18 protein-coding genes are annotated in these 18,209 nt (G+C 69.7%); 10 read left to right on the plus strand and 8 right to left on the minus strand.

Annotated elements, in window-relative coordinates; all coding sequences use genetic code 11:
- Positions 1-38: 38 nt before the first annotated feature.
- The 4 genes from FQ377_RS11555 to FQ377_RS11570 form a co-directional block, all read right to left on the minus strand.
- Positions 39-1,694: a DNA repair helicase XPB gene (locus FQ377_RS11555; RefSeq protein ID WP_148601423.1), complete on the minus strand. Its 1,656-nt coding sequence runs from the start codon at positions 1,692-1,694 to the stop codon at positions 39-41.
- The gene (locus tag FQ377_RS11560; RefSeq protein ID WP_148601424.1) at positions 1,687-4,068 is read right to left on the minus strand and encodes a helicase-associated domain-containing protein; all 2,382 of its coding nucleotides are present in this window, start codon (positions 4,066-4,068) and stop codon (positions 1,687-1,689) included. Before FQ377_RS11560 ends, FQ377_RS11555 begins: the two co-directional genes overlap by 8 nt.
- A 74-nt stretch (positions 4,069-4,142) precedes the next feature.
- Complete coding sequence (locus FQ377_RS11565; RefSeq protein ID WP_187393345.1) at positions 4,143-6,464, minus strand: putative bifunctional diguanylate cyclase/phosphodiesterase; 2,322 nt, start codon at positions 6,462-6,464, stop codon at positions 4,143-4,145.
- Between the two features lie 236 nt (positions 6,465-6,700).
- On the minus strand, positions 6,701-7,003 hold the full coding sequence (locus FQ377_RS11570) for a hypothetical protein (RefSeq protein ID WP_148601426.1): 303 nt from the start codon (positions 7,001-7,003) through the stop codon (positions 6,701-6,703).
- A 167-nt stretch (positions 7,004-7,170) separates the two neighbouring features.
- On the opposite strand from FQ377_RS11570, the gene FQ377_RS11575 reads away from it, so the two are divergent.
- From FQ377_RS11575 to FQ377_RS11585, 3 genes are read left to right on the plus strand one after another with little or no spacing between them, the layout of a single operon-like run.
- Positions 7,171-7,554, plus strand: coding sequence for a cold-shock protein (locus tag FQ377_RS11575; protein WP_148601427.1), 384 nt, complete (start codon positions 7,171-7,173; stop codon positions 7,552-7,554).
- Positions 7,555-7,563: 9 nt separating this feature from the next.
- A complete protein-coding gene (locus tag FQ377_RS11580; protein WP_148601428.1) occupies positions 7,564-8,070 on the plus strand; it encodes a DUF3027 domain-containing protein in 507 nt (168 codons plus the stop codon).
- A gap of 31 nt (positions 8,071-8,101) precedes the next feature.
- A complete protein-coding gene (locus FQ377_RS11585) occupies positions 8,102-9,379 on the plus strand; it encodes an MFS transporter (protein WP_148601429.1) in 1,278 nt (425 codons plus the stop codon).
- 13 nt (positions 9,380-9,392) lie between these two features.
- Here FQ377_RS11585 and serC read toward each other — a convergent pair whose 3' ends face one another.
- A complete protein-coding gene (gene serC, locus FQ377_RS11590) occupies positions 9,393-10,517 on the minus strand; it encodes a phosphoserine transaminase (RefSeq protein ID WP_148601430.1) in 1,125 nt (374 codons plus the stop codon).
- A gap of 187 nt (positions 10,518-10,704) precedes the next feature.
- Here serC and FQ377_RS11595 point away from each other — a divergent pair, with 187 nt between their 5' ends.
- From FQ377_RS11595 to FQ377_RS11615, 5 genes are all read left to right on the plus strand, one after another.
- Positions 10,705-11,403 carry an iron-dependent transcriptional repressor DtxR gene (locus FQ377_RS11595; RefSeq protein ID WP_148601431.1) on the plus strand — a complete coding sequence of 233 codons (699 nt, stop codon included), beginning with the start codon at positions 10,705-10,707 and terminating at the stop codon, positions 11,401-11,403.
- A gap of 185 nt (positions 11,404-11,588) precedes the next feature.
- Positions 11,589-12,086 (plus strand): HNH endonuclease, encoded by a 498-nt coding sequence (locus FQ377_RS11600; protein WP_148601432.1) that lies wholly within the window; start codon positions 11,589-11,591, stop codon positions 12,084-12,086.
- Positions 12,083-12,691 carry a molybdenum cofactor guanylyltransferase gene (gene mobA, locus FQ377_RS11605; protein ID WP_262364425.1) on the plus strand — a complete coding sequence of 203 codons (609 nt, stop codon included), beginning with the start codon at positions 12,083-12,085 and terminating at the stop codon, positions 12,689-12,691. The genes FQ377_RS11600 and mobA overlap by 4 nt, the downstream gene beginning before the upstream one ends.
- An 18-nt stretch (positions 12,692-12,709) precedes the next feature.
- Positions 12,710-12,994: a DUF6457 domain-containing protein gene (locus tag FQ377_RS11610; protein WP_148601434.1), complete on the plus strand. Its 285-nt coding sequence runs from the start codon at positions 12,710-12,712 to the stop codon at positions 12,992-12,994.
- Positions 12,991-14,253: a molybdopterin molybdotransferase MoeA gene (locus FQ377_RS11615; RefSeq protein WP_148601435.1), complete on the plus strand. Its 1,263-nt coding sequence runs from the start codon at positions 12,991-12,993 to the stop codon at positions 14,251-14,253. The genes FQ377_RS11610 and FQ377_RS11615 overlap by 4 nt, the downstream gene beginning before the upstream one ends.
- On the opposite strand, the gene FQ377_RS11620 is transcribed toward FQ377_RS11615, so the two are convergent.
- Positions 14,250-14,945 carry a hypothetical protein gene (locus FQ377_RS11620; protein WP_148601436.1) on the minus strand — a complete coding sequence of 232 codons (696 nt, stop codon included), beginning with the start codon at positions 14,943-14,945 and terminating at the stop codon, positions 14,250-14,252. The two genes, FQ377_RS11615 and FQ377_RS11620, sit on opposite strands and share 4 nt — an antisense overlap.
- 302 nt (positions 14,946-15,247) lie before the next feature.
- On the opposite strand from FQ377_RS11620, the gene fdhD reads away from it, so the two are divergent.
- Complete coding sequence (gene fdhD / locus FQ377_RS11625; protein WP_148601437.1) at positions 15,248-16,075, plus strand: formate dehydrogenase accessory sulfurtransferase FdhD; 828 nt, start codon at positions 15,248-15,250, stop codon at positions 16,073-16,075.
- A gap of 167 nt (positions 16,076-16,242) precedes the next feature.
- Positions 16,243-16,659: an ester cyclase gene (locus tag FQ377_RS11630; protein WP_148601438.1), complete on the plus strand. Its 417-nt coding sequence runs from the start codon at positions 16,243-16,245 to the stop codon at positions 16,657-16,659.
- A 123-nt stretch (positions 16,660-16,782) separates the two neighbouring features.
- On the opposite strand, the gene FQ377_RS11635 is transcribed toward FQ377_RS11630, so the two are convergent.
- Positions 16,783-17,547, minus strand: coding sequence for an amino acid ABC transporter ATP-binding protein (locus FQ377_RS11635; protein ID WP_148601439.1), 765 nt, complete (start codon positions 17,545-17,547; stop codon positions 16,783-16,785).
- Positions 17,534-18,193 carry an amino acid ABC transporter permease gene (locus FQ377_RS11640; RefSeq protein WP_148601440.1) on the minus strand — a complete coding sequence of 220 codons (660 nt, stop codon included), beginning with the start codon at positions 18,191-18,193 and terminating at the stop codon, positions 17,534-17,536. Before FQ377_RS11640 ends, FQ377_RS11635 begins: the two co-directional genes overlap by 14 nt.
- Positions 18,194-18,209: the final 16 nt, after the last annotated feature.

Consider the following 18,209-nt stretch of genomic DNA (forward strand, 5'->3'; position numbering starts at 1 on the left):
GCTGTGAACCAGCTGATCCGTTGCTGGGAGGAGGCTGGTCACTCCCTGGGCTTGATGTCCTCGACCCCGGCCGCGTCGAGGATCCGGTAGGCATAGCCCTGCTCCGCGAGGAAGCGCTGGCGGCGTGCAGCGAACTCCTGGTCGAGGGTGTCCCGCGCCACGACGGTGTAGAACCTGGCGGCCCGCCCATCGGCCTTGGGTCGCAGCAGCCTGCCGAGGCGCTGTGCCTCCTCCTGGCGGGACCCGAAGGAGCCCGAGACCTGGATGGCGACGGCGGCCTCGGGGAGATCGATCGAGAAGTTCGCCACCTTGGACACCACGAGGACGTGGATCTCGCCGGTCCGGAACGCGTCGAAGAGCCGCTGGCGTTCTTTGACGGACGTCTCGCCCTTGATCACGGGGGCATCGAGCCGACCCGCGAGATCGTCGAGCTGGTCGATGTACTGCCCGATCACGAGCAGCTGCTCCCCACGGTGCGCCGCGACGAGCTTCTCCACTACGGCGGACTTCGTGTCCGACGTCGCGCACAGACGGTACTTGTCGGCGTCGTCGGCCATGGCGTAGGCCACGCGCTCGTCCCGCGGCAGGTCCACCCTCACCTCCACGCAGTCCGCCGGGGCTATGTAGCCCTGCGCCTCGATGTCCTTCCACGGCGCGTCATAGCGTTTGGGACCGATGAGCGAGAACACCTCGCCCTCGCGGCCGTCCTCGCGGACGAGCGTGGCGGTCAGCCCGAGCCGGCGCCTGGCCTGCAGATCGGCGGTCATCTTGAAGATGGGGGCGGGCAGCAGATGTACCTCGTCGTACACGATGAGGCCCCAGTCGTTGGCGTCCAGGAGTTCGAGGTGCGGGTACAGGCCGCCGCGCCTGGTGGTGAGCACCTGGTAGGTGGCGATCGTGACGGGTCTGATCTCCTTGACCGCACCGGAGTACTCGCCGATCTCGTCCTCCGTCAGCGAGGTCCGTTTGAGCAGTTCCTGCTTCCACTGCCGGGCAGAGACGGTGTTGGTGACGAGGATCAGCGTGGTGGTCTGGCTCGTGGCCATCGCCGCGGCGCCGACGAGTGTCTTGCCCGCCCCGCACGGCAGGACGACGACGCCGGAGCCACCCGACCAGAAGTTCTCGACGGCGAGCTGCTGGTACGGGCGCAGTCCCCACCCGTCCTCGTTCAGCGCTATCGGGTGGGGACGTCCGTCCACGTACCCGGCGAGATCCTCGGCGGGCCAGCCGAGCTTGAGCAGGAGTTGTTTGAGGGCCCCGCGCTGCGAGGAGTGGACCACGACGGTCTCGCCGTCGATCCGCGGACCGAGCAGGGGCTGGATCTTCTTCGCGTGCAGTACCTCCTCGAGGACCGGGTAGTCGGTGGTCCGCAGGACCAGGCCGTGCTGCGGGTCCTTCTCGAGGCGGAGCCGACCGTACCGGGACATGGTGTCCTCGATGTCGATCAGCAGGGCATGCGGCACCGGGAAGCGCGAGTAGGTCAGGAGCGTGTCGAGGACGTGCTCGGCATCCAGGCCGGCGGCGCGGGCGTTCCACAGGCCCAGCGGGGTGAGGCGGTAGCTGTGCACGTGCTCCGGCGCACGTTCGAGCTCGGCGAAGGCCGCGATCGCGTGGCGTGCCTCGGTGGCCTGCTCGTGGTCGACCTCGAGCAGGATGGTCTTGTCGCTCTGGACGATCAATGGTCCGTCAACCATCAGCGGGGCTCCCTTCGAGGATCTCGACATCCATGATGCGGTGCACGGAGACCACCTTCTCCACCTGGCGCTCCGGATCGAACACCCGGAGGCGGCCGCCCGAGACGGAGAGGGGCACCAAAACCTGTCGCTCATGATGGCCCCCGCTGTCGGCTGTCCCGAGACTGATGCGGCTCCTCGAGCGGATGGCCGAGCGCAGTGTCTCCAAACCCAGCAGGGTCTCGCTGGCCGCTCGCGCGTCGCTGCCGGGAGAAGCTGTGGCCGAGCGCAGCGCGGTGATCTGTGCCGAGATCTCCTCCTCGGCGACGGACCACGGGTTCAGCCGGGACCGCAGCCGCATCGCCGGGGTGCCCGCACCGGGGGTGTCCTCGCGTGGCACGGTGGTCCGGGCCACGGTGGGGCCAGCGACCGTATCGTTCGCCGGGGTGAACCCGAGATTCCGCAGGAGTGCGGTGAGCTCCTGGGGCGAGGCGGGCGAGACGAGGACCGTGGGGGCCACCTGCACGATTCCCAGGACGAGGGAGCGCGGATCCGCCAGCACCGTGGCGGCGACGGCGTCGTCCTCCGTGCGGAGGTAACTGCCGGCGCGGCCCACGCGCAGGCCCCCGTACCGGGCGGCGGTGTCCTCGACGAGATAGGTGAGGGCCTGGGGGATCTGCGTGGCGGAGTGCGTGGACAGGAAGGCGAGGATCGTCGAGGCGTCGTCGCCGCCGTCCAGGGCCGCACGGACCGAGTCGGCGGAGAATCGGTAGGTGGTGGCCGGTCCTTGCCCCTCGGGCGTGGCCATCCGCCGGAGTCCGCGGGCAACCTCCGGCTGCAGGTAGCCGGGCGCCACGGCGGTGAGGTCGGCCTGCAGGACCACGTGGGCCACGGGGGCGGGCAGCGCGTCGCGGACGCTGCGGGCGGCGTCGTCGAATCGGTCCTCGGCCACGAGCCGCCCTGCCTCCGTGAGCGCACCGCCCCCGGTGAGCCCGAGGAATGCCGCTTCGACGAGCATGCCCGGCAGTAGGCGCTCGAAGCGGCGGTGCAGGCGCGGCTGGTACCAGGAGGCCAGTGCAAGGACCGATGGACCGGTGAGGACCGGCGACGCTCCGTCCGGGGGGCCCGCTCCGGTCAGTTCGGCCGCGACCGTGAGGAGCCGCCGGCGTACCATCGGCGCATCGGGGCGTGATGCCTCGGCCGCGAGGGCGTTGACCGAGGCGCCGTCGGGCAGCCGGGACCCGACGAGCGCCGGTGCGCGGTCCACGGCGAGCCATCCCTCGACGAGGAGCACCCACTGGGCGTCGCGGTCGAGTGATTCCCATGTGTCGAGGCGGGAGGCCTTCCACCGCGAGTCGTCGGGGTCCAGCGTGATGAGCCCCACGGCGGCCACGAGTTCCAGCAGCCAGGGGGTCTCGCCCTCTTCCGCGCGCAGTACCTCACGGACGCGGCGGAGCTCACGCACACCCACACCGCCCGAGCGCAGGGTCGCGACAGGGGTGGCGGCGATCGCGTGGAGGAGTGCCGTCACCAGGCGGAGCGTCTCGGCCATGGTCCCGAAGGCGGCATTGTCCCGCAGGCTCGCCCGCGTGGTCGCCTCGACGGCGAGCGGACGATCCGTTGCCAGGGCAGCCACGACGGCGTGGCCGCGGAGGGCCGTTCCGACCTCGCGCGGCAACTCCACGTGGAGTGCGTCGAGGGAGGCGAGCAGGCAGCGGTCCAGCAGCCAGCGGACCGCGGGGGAGGCGTCGTCGCCCGGGCCGATCGAGCCCACCGGGTTGTCCCGCAGCCGGTCGAGCAGGGCCACGGTGCCGGTCGGGGCCCCGGCCAGGAGGCGGGCCCAGCCCTCCGGGTCGGCGATCACGGCGTCGAGGGCGACGGCCGCGGCGGCCGGCGTCATCGCCTCACGGGCCCGCTCCGCGGCGACGAGGGCGACGGCCCCGATGAGTGCCGGCCCGTAGCGGGGAACGGCCCGGGCGAGGACGCCGAACGGTCTGCCGAGTCCGGCGGGATAGGGGCCGAGGGCCTCCGCCATCGCGCCGACGGGCTGGAAGCCGTCCTCGGCGGACCCGGTGCACAGTGCGCGGTGCACGAGTTCGTGGAGGATCTCCTGGAGGTCCTCCACGGTGTACACGCGGATCGCCCGCTCGAGCCCGCGCTGTGGGACGGGACCGTCCATGTCCAGGACGGTCAGCGCCTCGAGCACCTGGAGCTGGGGTCGGGTGATGTTCTCGAGCGCGCGCTGCAGGCTGACGCGGGTGGATGCCCGGGCGGCGAGCGCGGCAAAATCGGGGACCGGGGGAAGGACGAGGTCGGGCCGGACCGTCAGGAGACGGCGCAGGTCGTCGTCGCTCCGGCCGCCCAGGTCTTCGGCTAGTGCTCGGATCGCGGACATCCCCCCAAGAATACCGGTCGTGACCGACACGACCGGTCCGGTGCGCGACGGATCCATCCGGTCCGCACGCGATGCTACGAGTCGACGAGACCCTCCAGGCGCTCATGCAGCGGCGCATCCTGGAGCCCCACAGGGGAACCGCTGTCCGGTGGGACGACCGCAGGAACCGCCGACTCCTGCTGCATGATCCGCGCGCTGTCGCCCAGCCACATGTCGAGACCCGCCGCGGGAACCGGCCTGGACATGAAGTAGCCCTGGGCGAGATCGCACCCGTAGTCGCCGAGAGCGCGATAGGTCTCGGTGTCCTCCACTCCTTCGGCCGTCATCTCGAGCCCGAGGCTGTGCGCCAGATCGATGGTGGAGACCACCAGCGCCGTGGCGCGGGTGTCACTCATCATCGAGAGGATGAAGGACTTGTCCAGCTTCAGTTCGTCGATGGGCAGTTCCCGCAGGTACGACAGCGAGCTGTAGCCCTTCCCGAAGTCGTCGACCGCGATCCGGACACCCATCTGGCGGAGCATCCGGAGATTCGCAGCGGCCCGGCTGCGATCCGAGATGAGGACGTCCTCCGTGATCTTGATGACCAGGATGCTCGGATCAAGCGCGCGGCTCGAGGTCATGTCCAGGATCTGTGCCGGCAGCCCGGCATCCATGATCGAGCTGGCCGGCAGATTGACCGCCACGGGGAGCGGTCTGCCCCGGAGGGACCATACGGCGGCCTGATCCAGCGCCTGGTCCAGCACCACGTCCGTGAGGGCCGGCATGAGCCCGGCCTCGTCGAAGCGGCCCAGGAAGGAATCCGGTTGCAGGAGGCCCAGCACCGGGTGCTCCCAACGGACCAGCGCCTCGACCCCGCACACCCTGCCGTCGGCAAGACCGATCTTCGGCTGGTAGTGCAGGATGAGCTGATGATCGGTCAGTGCCTCGTTCAGCGCCTGGACGGTATGGAACTCGCCCCGGGCGTTGTTTCCCCCACCGTCGGAGTACACCGCGTATCCGGTGTGCTCGCTCTTCGCCGCGTACATCGCGATATCGGCCTTGCGCAGCAGTGAACTCAGGTCCTGCCCTTGGGCGGGGTAGCACGAGATGCCGATACTGGCGCAGATGTGGATGGTGACGCCGCCGAGATCGTACGGTGCGGCGAGGGCGGCCCGGATGCCCAGCGCGGCAGCCTGGGCGTGCTCGCTGTCGCACTGGTCGAGGTGCATGACGAACTCGTCGCCACCCATGCGTGTGAGCAGATCGAGGGGCCCTACCTGGGCGGTCAGGCGGGCTGCGACCTGCTGCAGGAGCTGGTCCCCCTTGTCGTGTCCCAGTCCGTCATTGATCTCCTTGAACTTGTCGAGATCGAGGAGAAGGACTGCGCTGGGCAGCTCGGTGTTGACCGCCAGTCTGCGCGGGAAGTCCGCGTAGAGCGCCCGACGGTTCGGGATGCCCGTCAGCTCGTCGGTTCTCGCGTGGTGATTGACCTGTGCCAGCAGGACGCGCTGGAAAAATGCCAGGGGCAGCGCAGCGAGGGCGACGGTCGAGCCCGCCAGGATGACGGCGAGGGCCACGACCGGGCGCTGGGAGGCTACGACGAGGACGATCAGACCAGCCGCCGTCGCCACCTGGGGAACAGCCTGTGCAGGGACGATAGCGTGGAGATCGGGCCGATGTTCCACCGGATTTCTCTGGGTGATCGTCCACGCGCTGATGAGGGCCAGTCCTATCGCCCAGCCTGCGTCCAGCGGCGCACCCATGACGTAGACGTTCTCGATCTCCTGGAACGCGTAGGCGATGTCCGCGCTCGCCAGGGCGAGGATTCCCAGGATCAGCAGCGCCCACTGCCTACCGAGCACCCCTCCGGCTGTGGCCGTCGTTCCGGTGAGACTGATGATGAGCAGCACATCCATCACCGGGTAGGAGACTCCGACGATCGCGGTGAGTGTAAGTGGGCCGTCGAAGGCCGACTTCACGACGGGGTCCAGCAGCAGGGTCAGGATCGCCGCTGCGCCCAGCGAGCCGATCACACTGTCGAGCAGGGCTGGCCGGGTCAGGTAGAGGGCGCGGGCACGTGCGGCCAGGATCACCGCCACCAGCATCAGGACGTAGAAGCACAGGTAGCCTACATCGGCCGGCGATGGCAGGGGGACGTCCCGGCCTGCCGCGGATTCGAGCACGTAGTAGGTGTCGGCGAACGCCCAGCACAGGAGTGCGGTTGCCACCAGCATGAGATCCGGACGCCCCCCTCGGGTGACACCCACAACCGACCACGCGACGAGGGCCGGGACCCACGTGGTGAGCAGGCCCAGGACGCCGTCGAGCCAGAGGTTGTAGGCGTCCGAGCTGCGGAGGAGGACGCCGGCCAGGTAGGCAACGACGACGGCTGCCAGGACCACAGGTAACAGGCGCATGATGGGCTCATCGGATCCAGTACCCAGTGGCGATGCGGCCTCCGGGCCCCTCATCGCCCGTCCCCGAGGGCGGGAACGCCTGGGCTCCCGGGGACGCCGGGAGGCTCGGGTCCGCGACCATCGCTGAACAGGGTGGTGTTCACGGGGGTGCTCCTCGGTTCGGCCTGGGCTCACCCGGGACTATCGACCGGCGGGGCCCGGCCGTAATGCACCATGAGTACTCCGGCGGTGACGGCTCAGGATCTCCGGCGACCGAGGGCTGCTTTCACGACGAGAGCGGCCATCAGGAGGAAGGCGACGGGCAGGAAGAAATAGCTGGCGAGGACGAAGCCCGGCCAGACGGTCCATCCGAGGAAGGCCGAGACGAGGATCGCCGCCAGGGACACGAGGCCGAGCACCGCGAGGGAGACGGCGAGGATCATGAGCACGGGTAGGCCGCGGGGGGCGGATCCCGCGGGCACACCCGACCGTCCCCCTCCGGGTTCGGGACGGTGGGTGTCGGAAGCGTGGGAGTCGGAGGCATGGTCGTCGGGAGTCATGGCCGTCCAGACTACTGGAGCCACGATAGGGCGGCAGCGGGACAACCTATATCCTAGGAGGCAGGGAATCCCGGAGGCGTGAGCGCCTGTGCGCCAGGCGGTGCCATCGACCCGGGACCGACACCGCGGGCGCCGGCCGCCCGGAACAGTTGAGAAAGGTTAACACCGTGCCTATCGGCAAAGTGAAGTGGTTCGACGCGGACAAGGGCTTCGGATTCCTGACCGCCGACGACGGCAAGGAGGTTTTCCTGCACGCCTCGGCGCTTCCCGCCGGACTCAGTGAGGTCAAGGTGGGGACCAAACTGGAGTTCGGCGTCGCCGACGGGCGTCGCGGCCTGCAGGCCCTGTCCGCGCGCGTCGTCGAGCAGGCGCCATCGGTGGCGAAGAACACCCGCAAGGACGCCGAGGACATGGCCGTCATCACGGAGGACCTCATCAAACTCCTGGACGCCGTGTCCAACGGACTGCGGAAGGGCCGCTATCCCGAGAGGGCGCAGGCGGCCAAGGTCGCCGCTGTGCTGCGGGCGGTCGCCGACGACCTCGACGCGTAGGCTTCGATCATGATGCCCAGTGAGCTGCAGACGCCCGACGGAACCGGATCCGCGCCGCCGGAGCAGGTACCCATGATCGATACCGCCAAGCGGAAACCACGGTCTCCGCGCCGCATCCCGAAGTCCGACGCCGTCCTCGAGGCAGCCGTCGACCGGGCGCTCCAGGGGATCCTCGAGATCGCCCCGGAAGCGCAGGTGGGACGGCATGTGTCGGCCGTGGTCGACGGGGAGCGGCTCGTCACCCACCGGTTCGAGGCATTCCTCCCCGGGTACGGCGGCTGGCAGTGGTATGCGAGCCTGGCGCGCGTGCCACGTGGCAAGGACGTGAGCGTGTGCGAGGTGGGGCTGCTGCCCTCCGAGACCTCGCTCCGCGCACCCGAGTGGCTGCCGTGGTCGGAACGGGTCCGTCCCGAGGACCACGAGACGGAGGATGCACCGGCCGCACCGGCCGCACCGGCCACCGAGGTGGTGCCGGGGGCGGAGGACGACGGCGCGGAGCAGCCCCCCACTCCATGAGCGCCCCGGGGTGTCGCGCCCGAGCGCGAGCATGAACACCTTCAGGTCACTCGAGCTCCACAACTACAGGCTCTGGTTCATCGGGGCGCTGATCTCCAACGTGGGCACCTGGATGCAGCGGACCGCACAGGACTGGCTCGTCTACGACATCCTCACCGAGCAGAACGCCTCGGCCCTCGGGATCGTCCTTGCGCTCCAACTGGGCCCGCAGCTGGTCATCGCGCCGTGGGCCGGCCTGATCGCGGACACTGTGGACAGGCGCCGGCTGCTCGCGGTAACGCAGGTCGCCATGGCGCTGCTGGGCGTGGGCCTGGGGGTCATGGTCCTCCTCGACATCGCCGTGCTGTGGCACGTCTACGCCTTCGCCCTGGCGCTCGGTATCGTCTCGGCCTTCGATGCCCCCGCCCGCCAGGCCTTCGTCTCCGAACTGGTGCGTGAGGACTACCTGCCCAACGCTGTGGCCCTGAACAGCGCCTCCTTCAACGGCGCCCGCCTGATCGGGCCCGCCATCGCGGGTCTGCTCACGGCGGGTGTGGGTCCGGGGTGGGTGTTCATCATCAATGCCCTGACGTTCGGCGCCATGGTGTGGGTGCTGGTGGTCATGCGCACGTCCGAACTGAACGAGCAGCCGTTCTCCGCCCCCGGGAAGGGCCGGATCCGCGCGGGCTTCCGCTACGTGAGGCGCCGGCCGGACATCATGATGGTGCTGCTGGCCATCTTCATCGTCGGCACCTTCGGGCTGAACTTCGCGGTCTACATTGCCGCGATGGCCCGTACGGAGTTCGGCCAGGGGGCCGGGGCCTTCGGGGTGCTGTCCTCCGTGATGGCCGTGGGATCGATCGCCGGTGCCCTGCTGTCGGCGCGACGTGAACGCGCCCGGCTCCGCTTCGTCTTCGGCGCCTCCGCAGCCTTCGGACTTGCCTGCATCCTGGCTGCCCTCGCCCCGACCCTGTGGCTCTTCGGCCTGGCACTGGTCCCCGTGGGCCTCTTCGCCCTCACGCTCATGACGAGCGCCAACGCCTACGTGCAGACGACCACGGAACCGGCCATGCGCGGGCGCGTCATGTCGCTGTACTTCGCCATCTTCCTCGGCGGCACGCCACTCGGTGCGCCGGTGGTGGGGTGGGTCTCCGACATGTTCGGGCCCCGCTGGAGCCTGGGTGTCGCAGCCGCGTCCGGTCTGATCGCCGCGGGCGCCGGGCTCTTCTGGGCCTGGAAATACCACGACGCCAGGCTGCACTTCGACCGTTCGGCGCCCCGCCGGCTGCGTCTCGACCTCGGTACCGACCCTGTGGACGGCGCGCCCTAGAACACCGGCACGCTCAGAGGAGGGTGCCGACCACGTGGTCGATGCACGCCAGGAGCGCAGAGACGTCGTCGGGCTCGATGGCCACGAACGTGGCGAAACGGAGCTGGTTGCGCCCGAGCTTGCGGTAGGGCTCGACGTCCACGATCCCGTTCTCACGCAGGATCGCCGCGATGCGGGCCGCGTCCACCGAGGCTGCGAAGTCGATGGTGACGATCACATCGGAGCGGTCGTCCGGCCGGGAGACGAAGGGACTCGCGATGGGGGAGGCCTCCGCCCAGCTGTAGATCCGGTTCGCGGAGTCCGCGGTCCGGGCCGAGGCGAACGCCAGGCCCCCCTGCGCCTCGAGCCACTGGAGCTGGGCGTCGAGCAGCACGAGGGTGGACAGCGCGGGGGTGTTGTAGGTCTGGTCGAGGCGCGAGTTGTCGATCGCGGTCTGGAGATTCAGGAAATCGGGGATCCAGCGCCCGCCGGCGTCGATGCGGGCGGCGCGTTCGAGGGCCGCGGGGGAGAAGAGCCCCAGCCAGAGTCCGCCGTCGGAGGCGAAGTTCTTCTGCGGGGCGAAGTAGTAGACGTCGGTCTCGGAGACGTCGACCTGGAGCCCACCTGCGGCGGAGGTTGCATCGATGAGGAGCAGGGCACCGTCATCGGCGCCCTGGACGCGCTTCACCGGAGCCGCGACCCCCGTGGAGGTCTCGTTCTGCGGCCAGGCGTAGCAGTCGATGCCGGCCTCGGCAATAGGCTCCGCACGCGTACCGGGTTCGGCGGTGATGACAGTGGAGGGCTCGAGGAACGGTGCCTTGGAGGTGGCCGCCGCGAACTTCGAGCCGAACTCACCGAACGAGAGGTGCTGGGCCCGGTGATCCACGAGGCCGAACGACGCCACGTCCCAGAACGCCGTCGAGCCGCCCACGCCGAGCACCACCTCGTAGCCCTCGGGAGCGTCGAAGAAGTTCCGCAGACCCTCACGGATGCGGCCCACGAGGCTCCGCACGGGTGCCTGTCGGTGCGAGGTACCGAGGAGCGAGGTGCCCGCCGCGACCAGGGCGTCGAGCTGCGCGCCGCGGATCTTCGAGGGCCCTGCGCCGAAGCGTCCGTCGGAGGGGAGGAGATGGCCGGGGATGCGGGGACGCTCGCTCATGGGTGCTCCAGCTGATCGACGGCAGGTGTCGTACCCATTCTGCCCCAGCTGATGCTGCGCTCCCCGCCGGGGCCCATGGACTAATCTTGGGAAGCGGGGCCCGAGCGCACGGTGACCGCCGTGGCACTCGCATCGGCATGAGGGGCTTCCAGCCGCGCACCCGCACAGCATCAAGGAGCTGAACCGCATGACGGACCTCATCGATACCACCGAGATGTACCTGCGGACCATCCTCGAGCTCGAGGAGGAGAACATCGTGGCCCTGCGTGCACGGATCGCCGAGCGGCTGCGCCATTCCGGCCCCACGGTGTCCCAGACCATCGGCCGCATGGAGCGCGACGGTCTTGTGGTGGTCTCCGGGGACCGGCATCTGGAGCTCACGGAGGCCGGGCGTGACCGCGCCACCGGCGTGATGCGCAAGCACCGCCTCGCGGAGCGGCTCCTGAGCGACGTGATCGGTCTCGACTGGGCCTACGTGCACGACGAGGCCTGTCGCTGGGAGCACGTCATGAGCGAGCGGGTGGAGCGCCGGCTCTACGAGTTGCTCGGCCAACCCTCCGAGTCGCCGTACGGCAATCCGATCCCGGGCCTCGAGGCGATCGGCGGCACGGAGTCCGGACTGTTCACCGACGGCGTGGTCACCCTCGTCGCAGCGCTGGGCCTTCGCGGGCCCGGGGAGTACGTCACCCTGGTGCGCCTCGCCGAGCCCATCCAGGTGGATCCCGAGCTGCTCACGCAACTCGACGAGGGCGGTCTGCGACCAGGAGCGCGCCTGACGCTCGAGGCGGTGGGCGAGTACGTCTCCGTCCGGGTCCCGGGCGTCGAGGGAGCGCTCGAGCTGCCGCCCGAGGTGGCCTCGCACATCTTCGTCTCGGTGCCCGAGTAGCCGGTACAGCACCCGACACAGCACCCGGCCGCGGGACACGCAGCTGGACACGCACCTGAGGCGGACGCTTCCGATTAGCCGAGGGCGGGTCTCCGGTTTACCCTTGCACTGTCAATCCGAAGCACTTGTCCCCATCCCGGGATGGCACCCGGCTACGGGGCGCAGGTCGGCAACGAGGCCAACGCATGCGCACTCTTGTTCTGAATGCAGGGTATGAACCACTGGCGGTCGTCACGTTCCGCCGGGCGCTGGTGCTTGTGCTCACGGGGAAGGCGAGTGTCATCGCGGAGGACGAGGAGCCCGTCGTCGGCCCCACCGAGACACTCGGCAGGCCGTCGGTGATCCTCCTCAACCGCTACGTGAAGATCCCGTACCGGCACGAGGTGATGGCCACGAGGCGCGGGGTGCTGCGCCGCGACGACCACGTCTGCGCCTACTGCGGGAAGAGTGCGTCGACGATCGACCATGTGATGCCGCGCTGCCGGGGCGGCGGCGATACCTGGGAGAACCTCGTGGCGTGCTGCCTGCCATGCAACAGCGCGAAGGGCGACCGGACGCTGGGCAGCCTCGGATGGCAGCTGCGGATCAGGCCGCTCCCTCCCCGCGGCCCGCAGTGGCAGATCCGCGAGCTGGAGAGACCGGCGCCCCAGTGGAGTGCATTCCTCTCGGAGTACGCGGCGTGAGCGCCGCCCCACCCGACTTCGACGCGATCGTCCTGGCAGGTGGACGCTCCTCCCGCCTCGGGGGCCTGCCCAAGGCGGGTCTCGTGTTCGGGGGGCGAACCCTGCTGGAACGGACGTGTGCGGCGCTGGCCGGTGCACGCCGGCTGGTCGTCGTGGGGCCGGACCCGGACGGCGGGCAGCTGGCAGCGCTCGCAGGGGCGCCGTCGTTCGTGCGGGAGGAACCGGCTTTCGCCGGGCCGGCGGCGGCCGTCGTCGCCGGTCTCGGGACCATCACCGATCCTGCGCCGTGGTGCGCCGTCGTGGCCTGCGACATGCCCCGCGTGGACGAGCTCGTCCCCCTGCTGCTCGCGGCGGCGGAGGTGGAGGGCGGAACCTCGGTCATGGCGGTGGAGGGCGGGCGCGACCAACCGCTCGCCGCGCTCTACCGCAGCGCGGACCTCGCCCACGCGATCGACGCCCTCCTCGCCCACGGCGCCGTCGAGAACCTGTCGATGCGCAGCCTCCTTGCTAGTGTGAGGACCAGAGAAGTCCCGGTTCCCCCGGGCGTGACGCACGACGTCGACACCTTCAGCGATGCTCGCCGGCTGGGAGTCGACGTTCCCTGAGACTGCCCGGAGGGCCCGATGGATGATCGCCAGAAGCTGCTGCACGACTGGACCGAGGGACTGCTCGCAGCCCTCGAACTCGAGGGGACCGAGGTGGACATCGACGCCGTGCTCGGGCTGGCGGGCAGGGCGGCGCACTCGGTGGTGCGGCCGGCGGCCCCGCTGACGACCTTCGTGGTCGGCTACGCGGCGGGCCTCGCCGTCGGGAGCGGCCAGGCCGAGGAGCAGGTGGCCATGCGGTCGGCGTCCGCGGTGGCCGATGCCCTCTGCGCCGATGCCGCGGCAGACGGGAGTGCCGAATGAGCGAGGCCCTCGATGTCCGGAACGTCGCCTGGGACAGGGCGAGGCAGCTTGCACACAGTGCTGCCCGCGCCCTGCCCTTCCAGACGGTCAATCTGGCAGATGCCCTCGGTCAGACCCTCGCCGAACCCGTCCACGCACTCCAGGCCATCCCGCACTACGCATCGTCCGCGATGGACGGCTGGGCAGTGCGGGGGGAGCCGCCGTGGACGCTCGTGAGTCCGGCGGCACCCGAGGAACACCACCGCGGCAGGCCCGCGCCGCACGCCGACTCCGGCGAGGTGTCGCTGGCCCCCGGGGAGGCGACGTTCATCCTCACGGGAGGCGTGGTACCCAGCGACACCGAGGGGATCCTGCGGACCGAGCACGGGCTCGTCCGCGGTGACGTGCTCGACCGCAACGAGGACGCCCGGTCCGGCGAGCCGTCTCCGCGGGAGCACATCAGACCGGCGGGGGAGGAGGCCGAGGAGGGCTCCGAGGCCATCCGCGCCGGCGTGGTGCTCAATCCCGCGCAGATCGCGCTCGCAGCCGTCTGCGGCCACGACACCCTCGCCGTACTCCGGCCCCCGCGGGTCTCCCTGCTCATGACCGGCGACGAGGTGATCGACCAGGGACTGCCGCACGCGGGCCAGGTGCGTGACACCTTCGGACCCCAGTTGCCGGGCTTCGTCTCGATGCTCGGCGGCCACGTGGACGTCGCGGGCCGCGCGAAGGACGACCTCGAGGACGTCATCGCGGCCATCAGCGCCGAGCCGACCGACGAGTTCTCGCTGGCCCGGGCCTCCGGCGACGTCCTGATCACCACGGGCGGTACGGGCAGCTCCTCCGCCGACCACATCCGCCGGGCGCTGACGGAACTCGGAGCCGAGCTGATCATCGACGGCATAGCCATGCGCCCCGGCCACCCGACCCTGCTGGCACGACTGCAGGACGGCCGTTTCCTCGTCGGGCTGCCCGGCAACCCGCTCGCAGCGATGATGGCCATGCTCACGGTGGCCGGGCCCCTCATCGCAGGGCTGCGGGGTTCTGCGCCGGCAGAACCGTCCACGGTCGTGACCGGCGAGGCCTTCGAGCCGCTTCCCGGCCGCAGTCGGCTCGTGCCGTTCCGGTCGGTGAACGGACGGGCTGTGCCGAGCACGCACCAGCGATCCGGCATGCTCCGCGGCCTGGCCGGGGCCGATGGCGTCATGGTGGTCCCGGCGGACGGCTGCGTGGAGGGCGACGAGGTGGCGGCGCTGTCCCTGCCGTGGGTGACGGGCTAGGCCGCGACCACCTTGATGGTCGCGTACTGCTTCGATGCCTCGAAGGCGGCCGGATCCCCTTGTTCCCGGGCGTCCGCCTCGTAGGTCAGGATGCCGTAGGTCCGTGCTTCGAGGTCCGGTCCGACAGTGATCATGAGGCTGTAGTTCCCGGCGGCGTCGGCGATGGCCGTCTGGTCGTCCATGACGAAGGAGTCGGTGCGGTAGTAGCCCATCGAGACGATGACCTGCTGGCCGGGTTCGTACCCGCTACCGACGATGGTGAACGCTCCCCCTTGCGGGATCGACGTACTCGGACCACCGAAGTCCGGCGTCGTCGGAACGACGACACCCCCCGGCGCAGCCGGCACCGCGGGCACTGCCGGAGTCTGCTCGACGGGGGCCGTCGGAGCGGGTGAAGGCGCGGGGGTCGTCGGTACGGGGGTCGTCGGCGCGGCAGTCGTCGGTACGGGTGACGGCGCGGGGGTCGTCGGCGCCGGTGACGGTGCAGCAGGGGTGGTCGACGACGCCGCGCCGGAGGTCGGGGTGCTGGAGGACGCCGCGCTCGAGGACGGGGTGGTCGACGACGCCGCGCCGGAGGCCGACGCGCCGGAGGACTGCGGATCGGCTTCGGATGAGGCGCCAGGGGTGTTCGAGCACCCTGCGAGGAGTGTGGCGATGGTCGCGATGGCGACGACGGAGGGCAGCGTGCGCACGATGAGGCTTCCTGGGTGGGAGGAGCGGTGGACGTCGGAGAACAGTCGAGCACGAGTACCGCACCGCATCCCCCGCATCGGACACTACTGGTCACGGGCGCCCTCTACCCTCCGGACTGCCGGCTTCGTTGGCAAACCGTTATCCACCGGCAGCGCGGGCCCTGCCGGCGTCGTCCACCCGCCGCGCCTCCACCCCCATCCCCGCCTCCATAGCCGCCCGGATCATCCGGATCGTCGGTGGTGCACGCGGTCAACTAATCTTGGACGCAGGGCCGATGGTTGGGCCGGACGAAGGAGTAGGCATGAACAGGGTCACGCAGCGACGGCGCATCACGAAGTTCCGTATCGGAGGGCAGACAGGGCGGCGCGAGGATGTCCTGGCAGGGGAGGAGCCCCTGGAGATCCGACTCGGTGGCCGCGCCTTCACGGTGACCATGCGGACCCCCGGGGACGATTTCGACCTCGTCGCGGGGTTCCTCGTCTCGGAGGGCGTGATCTGGGAACCGGGCCAGCTGCCGAGCCTGCGCTACTGCGCCGGGGTGGACGACGACGGGCAGCAGACCTTCAACGTGGTGGAGGCCCAGTTGCGCCCCGGGGTGGAACTCCCCGACACCGCCATGGAGCGCCACGTCTACACCTCGAGCTCGTGCGGTATCTGCGGGACGGCGTCGATCGACGCGGTCCGGAAGTCCTCCCGTTTCGATCTCGCCGTCGACTCCGCGCAGACCGACCTGGGCGTCCTGGCCGGGCTGCCCGATCGCCTGCGGGAGAGCCAGAAGCTGTTCGACCGGACCGGTGGCGTGCACGCGGCGGGCCTCTTCACGCGCGAGGGCGAACTCCTGTGCCTGCGCGAGGACGTGGGACGCCACAACGCCGTGGACAAGGTGGTGGGCTGGGCCCTGCGCGAGGGGATGCTGCCGCTGCGCGGGACCATCCTCCAGGTCTCGGGCCGGGCGTCCTTCGAACTCGTGCAGAAGGCACAGCTCGCCGGCATCCCCGTGCTGGCGGCCGTCAGCGCGCCATCGTCGCTGGCCGCGGATCTCGCGGACGATTCGGGCCTCACGCTGGTGGGCTTCAGCCGCGGGGCGTCGCTCAACTGCTACTCGCACCCCGACCGCATCGCCGCCTGATGTACTTGCCAGGGCGGGTGTAACGCGGGTGGACGGTGGTTCTCCGCCGAACGCGCCGCCCAAGTATTCCACGACCCGTCGAGCCGCCGAGTACGTATCATGGTGGTGAATGGGTGGTGGCGGTCTGCAACCACGGACACCGTTCCAGTCGAGCGAAGGAGTACTCCGTGTCACGCGAAGCGAATCTTGAGGCGCAGGAAAAGATGGGCGAACTCATTGTCAGCGGCCAGCTCGATCGGCTCGGAGAAGTGTTTGCAGAGGACGTCGTCGATCACGACCCTGCGCCCGGCCAGGAGCCGGGTGTCGAGGGGATCAAGGGCTTCTGGCACACCTTCCGCACTGCATTCCCGGACGTGAATCTCGAGCCGCAGACGATTGTGGCCGATGAAGAGAATGTCGCCGTCGTGCTGACTGTGTCCGGCACGCACCAGGGTGCGTTCATGGGTCTGGAGCCATCGGGTAGGAAATTCTCGGTCCGTGGCGTTCAGGTAGGACGGTTCGAAGACGGCAAGCTGGTGGAGCGCTGGGGAACTACGGATGAAGCGACATTGCTCAGCCAGATTCGCGGTGAAGCCCAGGCATGAGCGGTGGATGGGTCACGTGGTGGTCAGGCAGTAGCCTGCTCCTCACGCGGTCCAGGTCATCGAGAACATTTCGCTCGCAGCCCGAGCCGCGGCGGGTACCGGACGATCTCTTCCACGGTGGTTCTAGAAGGGGTTGAGCAGGCGGTCCACGAAGCGCCGCGTGCGCTCGTGGTGGGGAGCGCGCAGCACCTGGTCCGGGTGACCGTGCTCCACGACCACACCCCCGTCCATGAAGACCACCTCGTCGGCGACCTCCCGGGCGAAGGCCAGTTCGTGGGTGACGATCACCATGGTCCACTTCTCCTCGGCGAGCTCCTTGATGACCGTCAGAACCTCTCCGACGAGTTCCGGGTCGAGAGCGGAGGTCGGTTCGTCGAACAGGAGCAGATCGGGCTGCAGCGCCAGCGCCCGGACGATGCCGACGCGCTGCTGCTGTCCACCCGAGAGATTGAACGGGTGATCGTCGCGCTTGTCGGCGAGGCCCACGCGTGCCAGGAGCCGCTCCGCGTCCGCTATCGCCTCACGACGGGGGCGCTTCTGTACCTTGACAGGGCCCTCGATGACGTTCTCGAGGACCGTCATGTGCGGGAAGAGATTGTAGGTCTGGAACACCATGGCACTGCGGTCCCGTAGCGCCAGCGCATCCTTCTTCGAGACCTTCGGGCCGAAGTCGATCGCGGGCCCGCCACGGAAGGCCACCGTGCCGCCGTCGGGCGTCTCCAGGCCATTGAGGCAGCGCAATACCGTGGTCTTCCCGGATCCGGAGGGACCCACGAGCGCCACCACCTGCCCGCTGTCGATGCGCAGATCGATGGACTTCAGGACCTGGTTACCGCCGAAGGACTTCTGCAGTGCGGTGGCTCTCAGGAGTGGGTCAGCGGGCGACATAGCGGTCCAATCTCTTCTCGAGCGCGGACTGTCCGGTGGACAGGACGAGGCAGAAGACCCAGTAGATCGCCGCGGCCTCCATGTAGACGAGCATGAACTGCTGCGAGAAGGACGCGATCTGCTGTGCCTCGCGGAACAGTTCGCCCACGAGGATCAGCGAGGCGAGGGAGGTGTCCTTGACGAGGCTGATGAACGTGTTGGACAGCGGTGGAACGGAGACGCGGGCGGCCTGCGGCAGGATCACGCGGCGCAGTGTGAGGGCGCGCGACATGCCGATGGTGTGGCCGGCCTCCCACTGGCCCTTCGGCACGGACAGGATCGCGGCCCGCAGGATCTCGGCGGCGTAGCCCGCGACATTGAGCGAGAACGCGATGATGGCGCTCGGCCACGGATCGATGGTCACGCCGAGGGAGGGGAGTCCGTAGAAGATCACGAACAGCTGCACCAGCAGGGGAGTGCCCCGGATGACCGAGACGTAGAAGCGGGCGATCGCCGAGAGGACGGGCTGCCCGCTGATGCGCATGAGGGCGATCACCAGTGCCAGCAGCAGCCCGAGCGCGAAGGATGCGAGCGCCAGCGGGATGGTGGCGGTCAGGCCGCCGGAGAGCATGGGCCAGAAGGAGGAGCGCAGCAGGTCCCAGTCCATCAGTCAGTTCCTCCGG

The sequence above is a fragment of the Arthrobacter echini genome, assembly GCF_008107445.1.
Taxonomy (GTDB): Bacteria; Actinomycetota; Actinomycetes; order Actinomycetales; family Micrococcaceae; genus Arthrobacter_D; species Arthrobacter_D echini_A.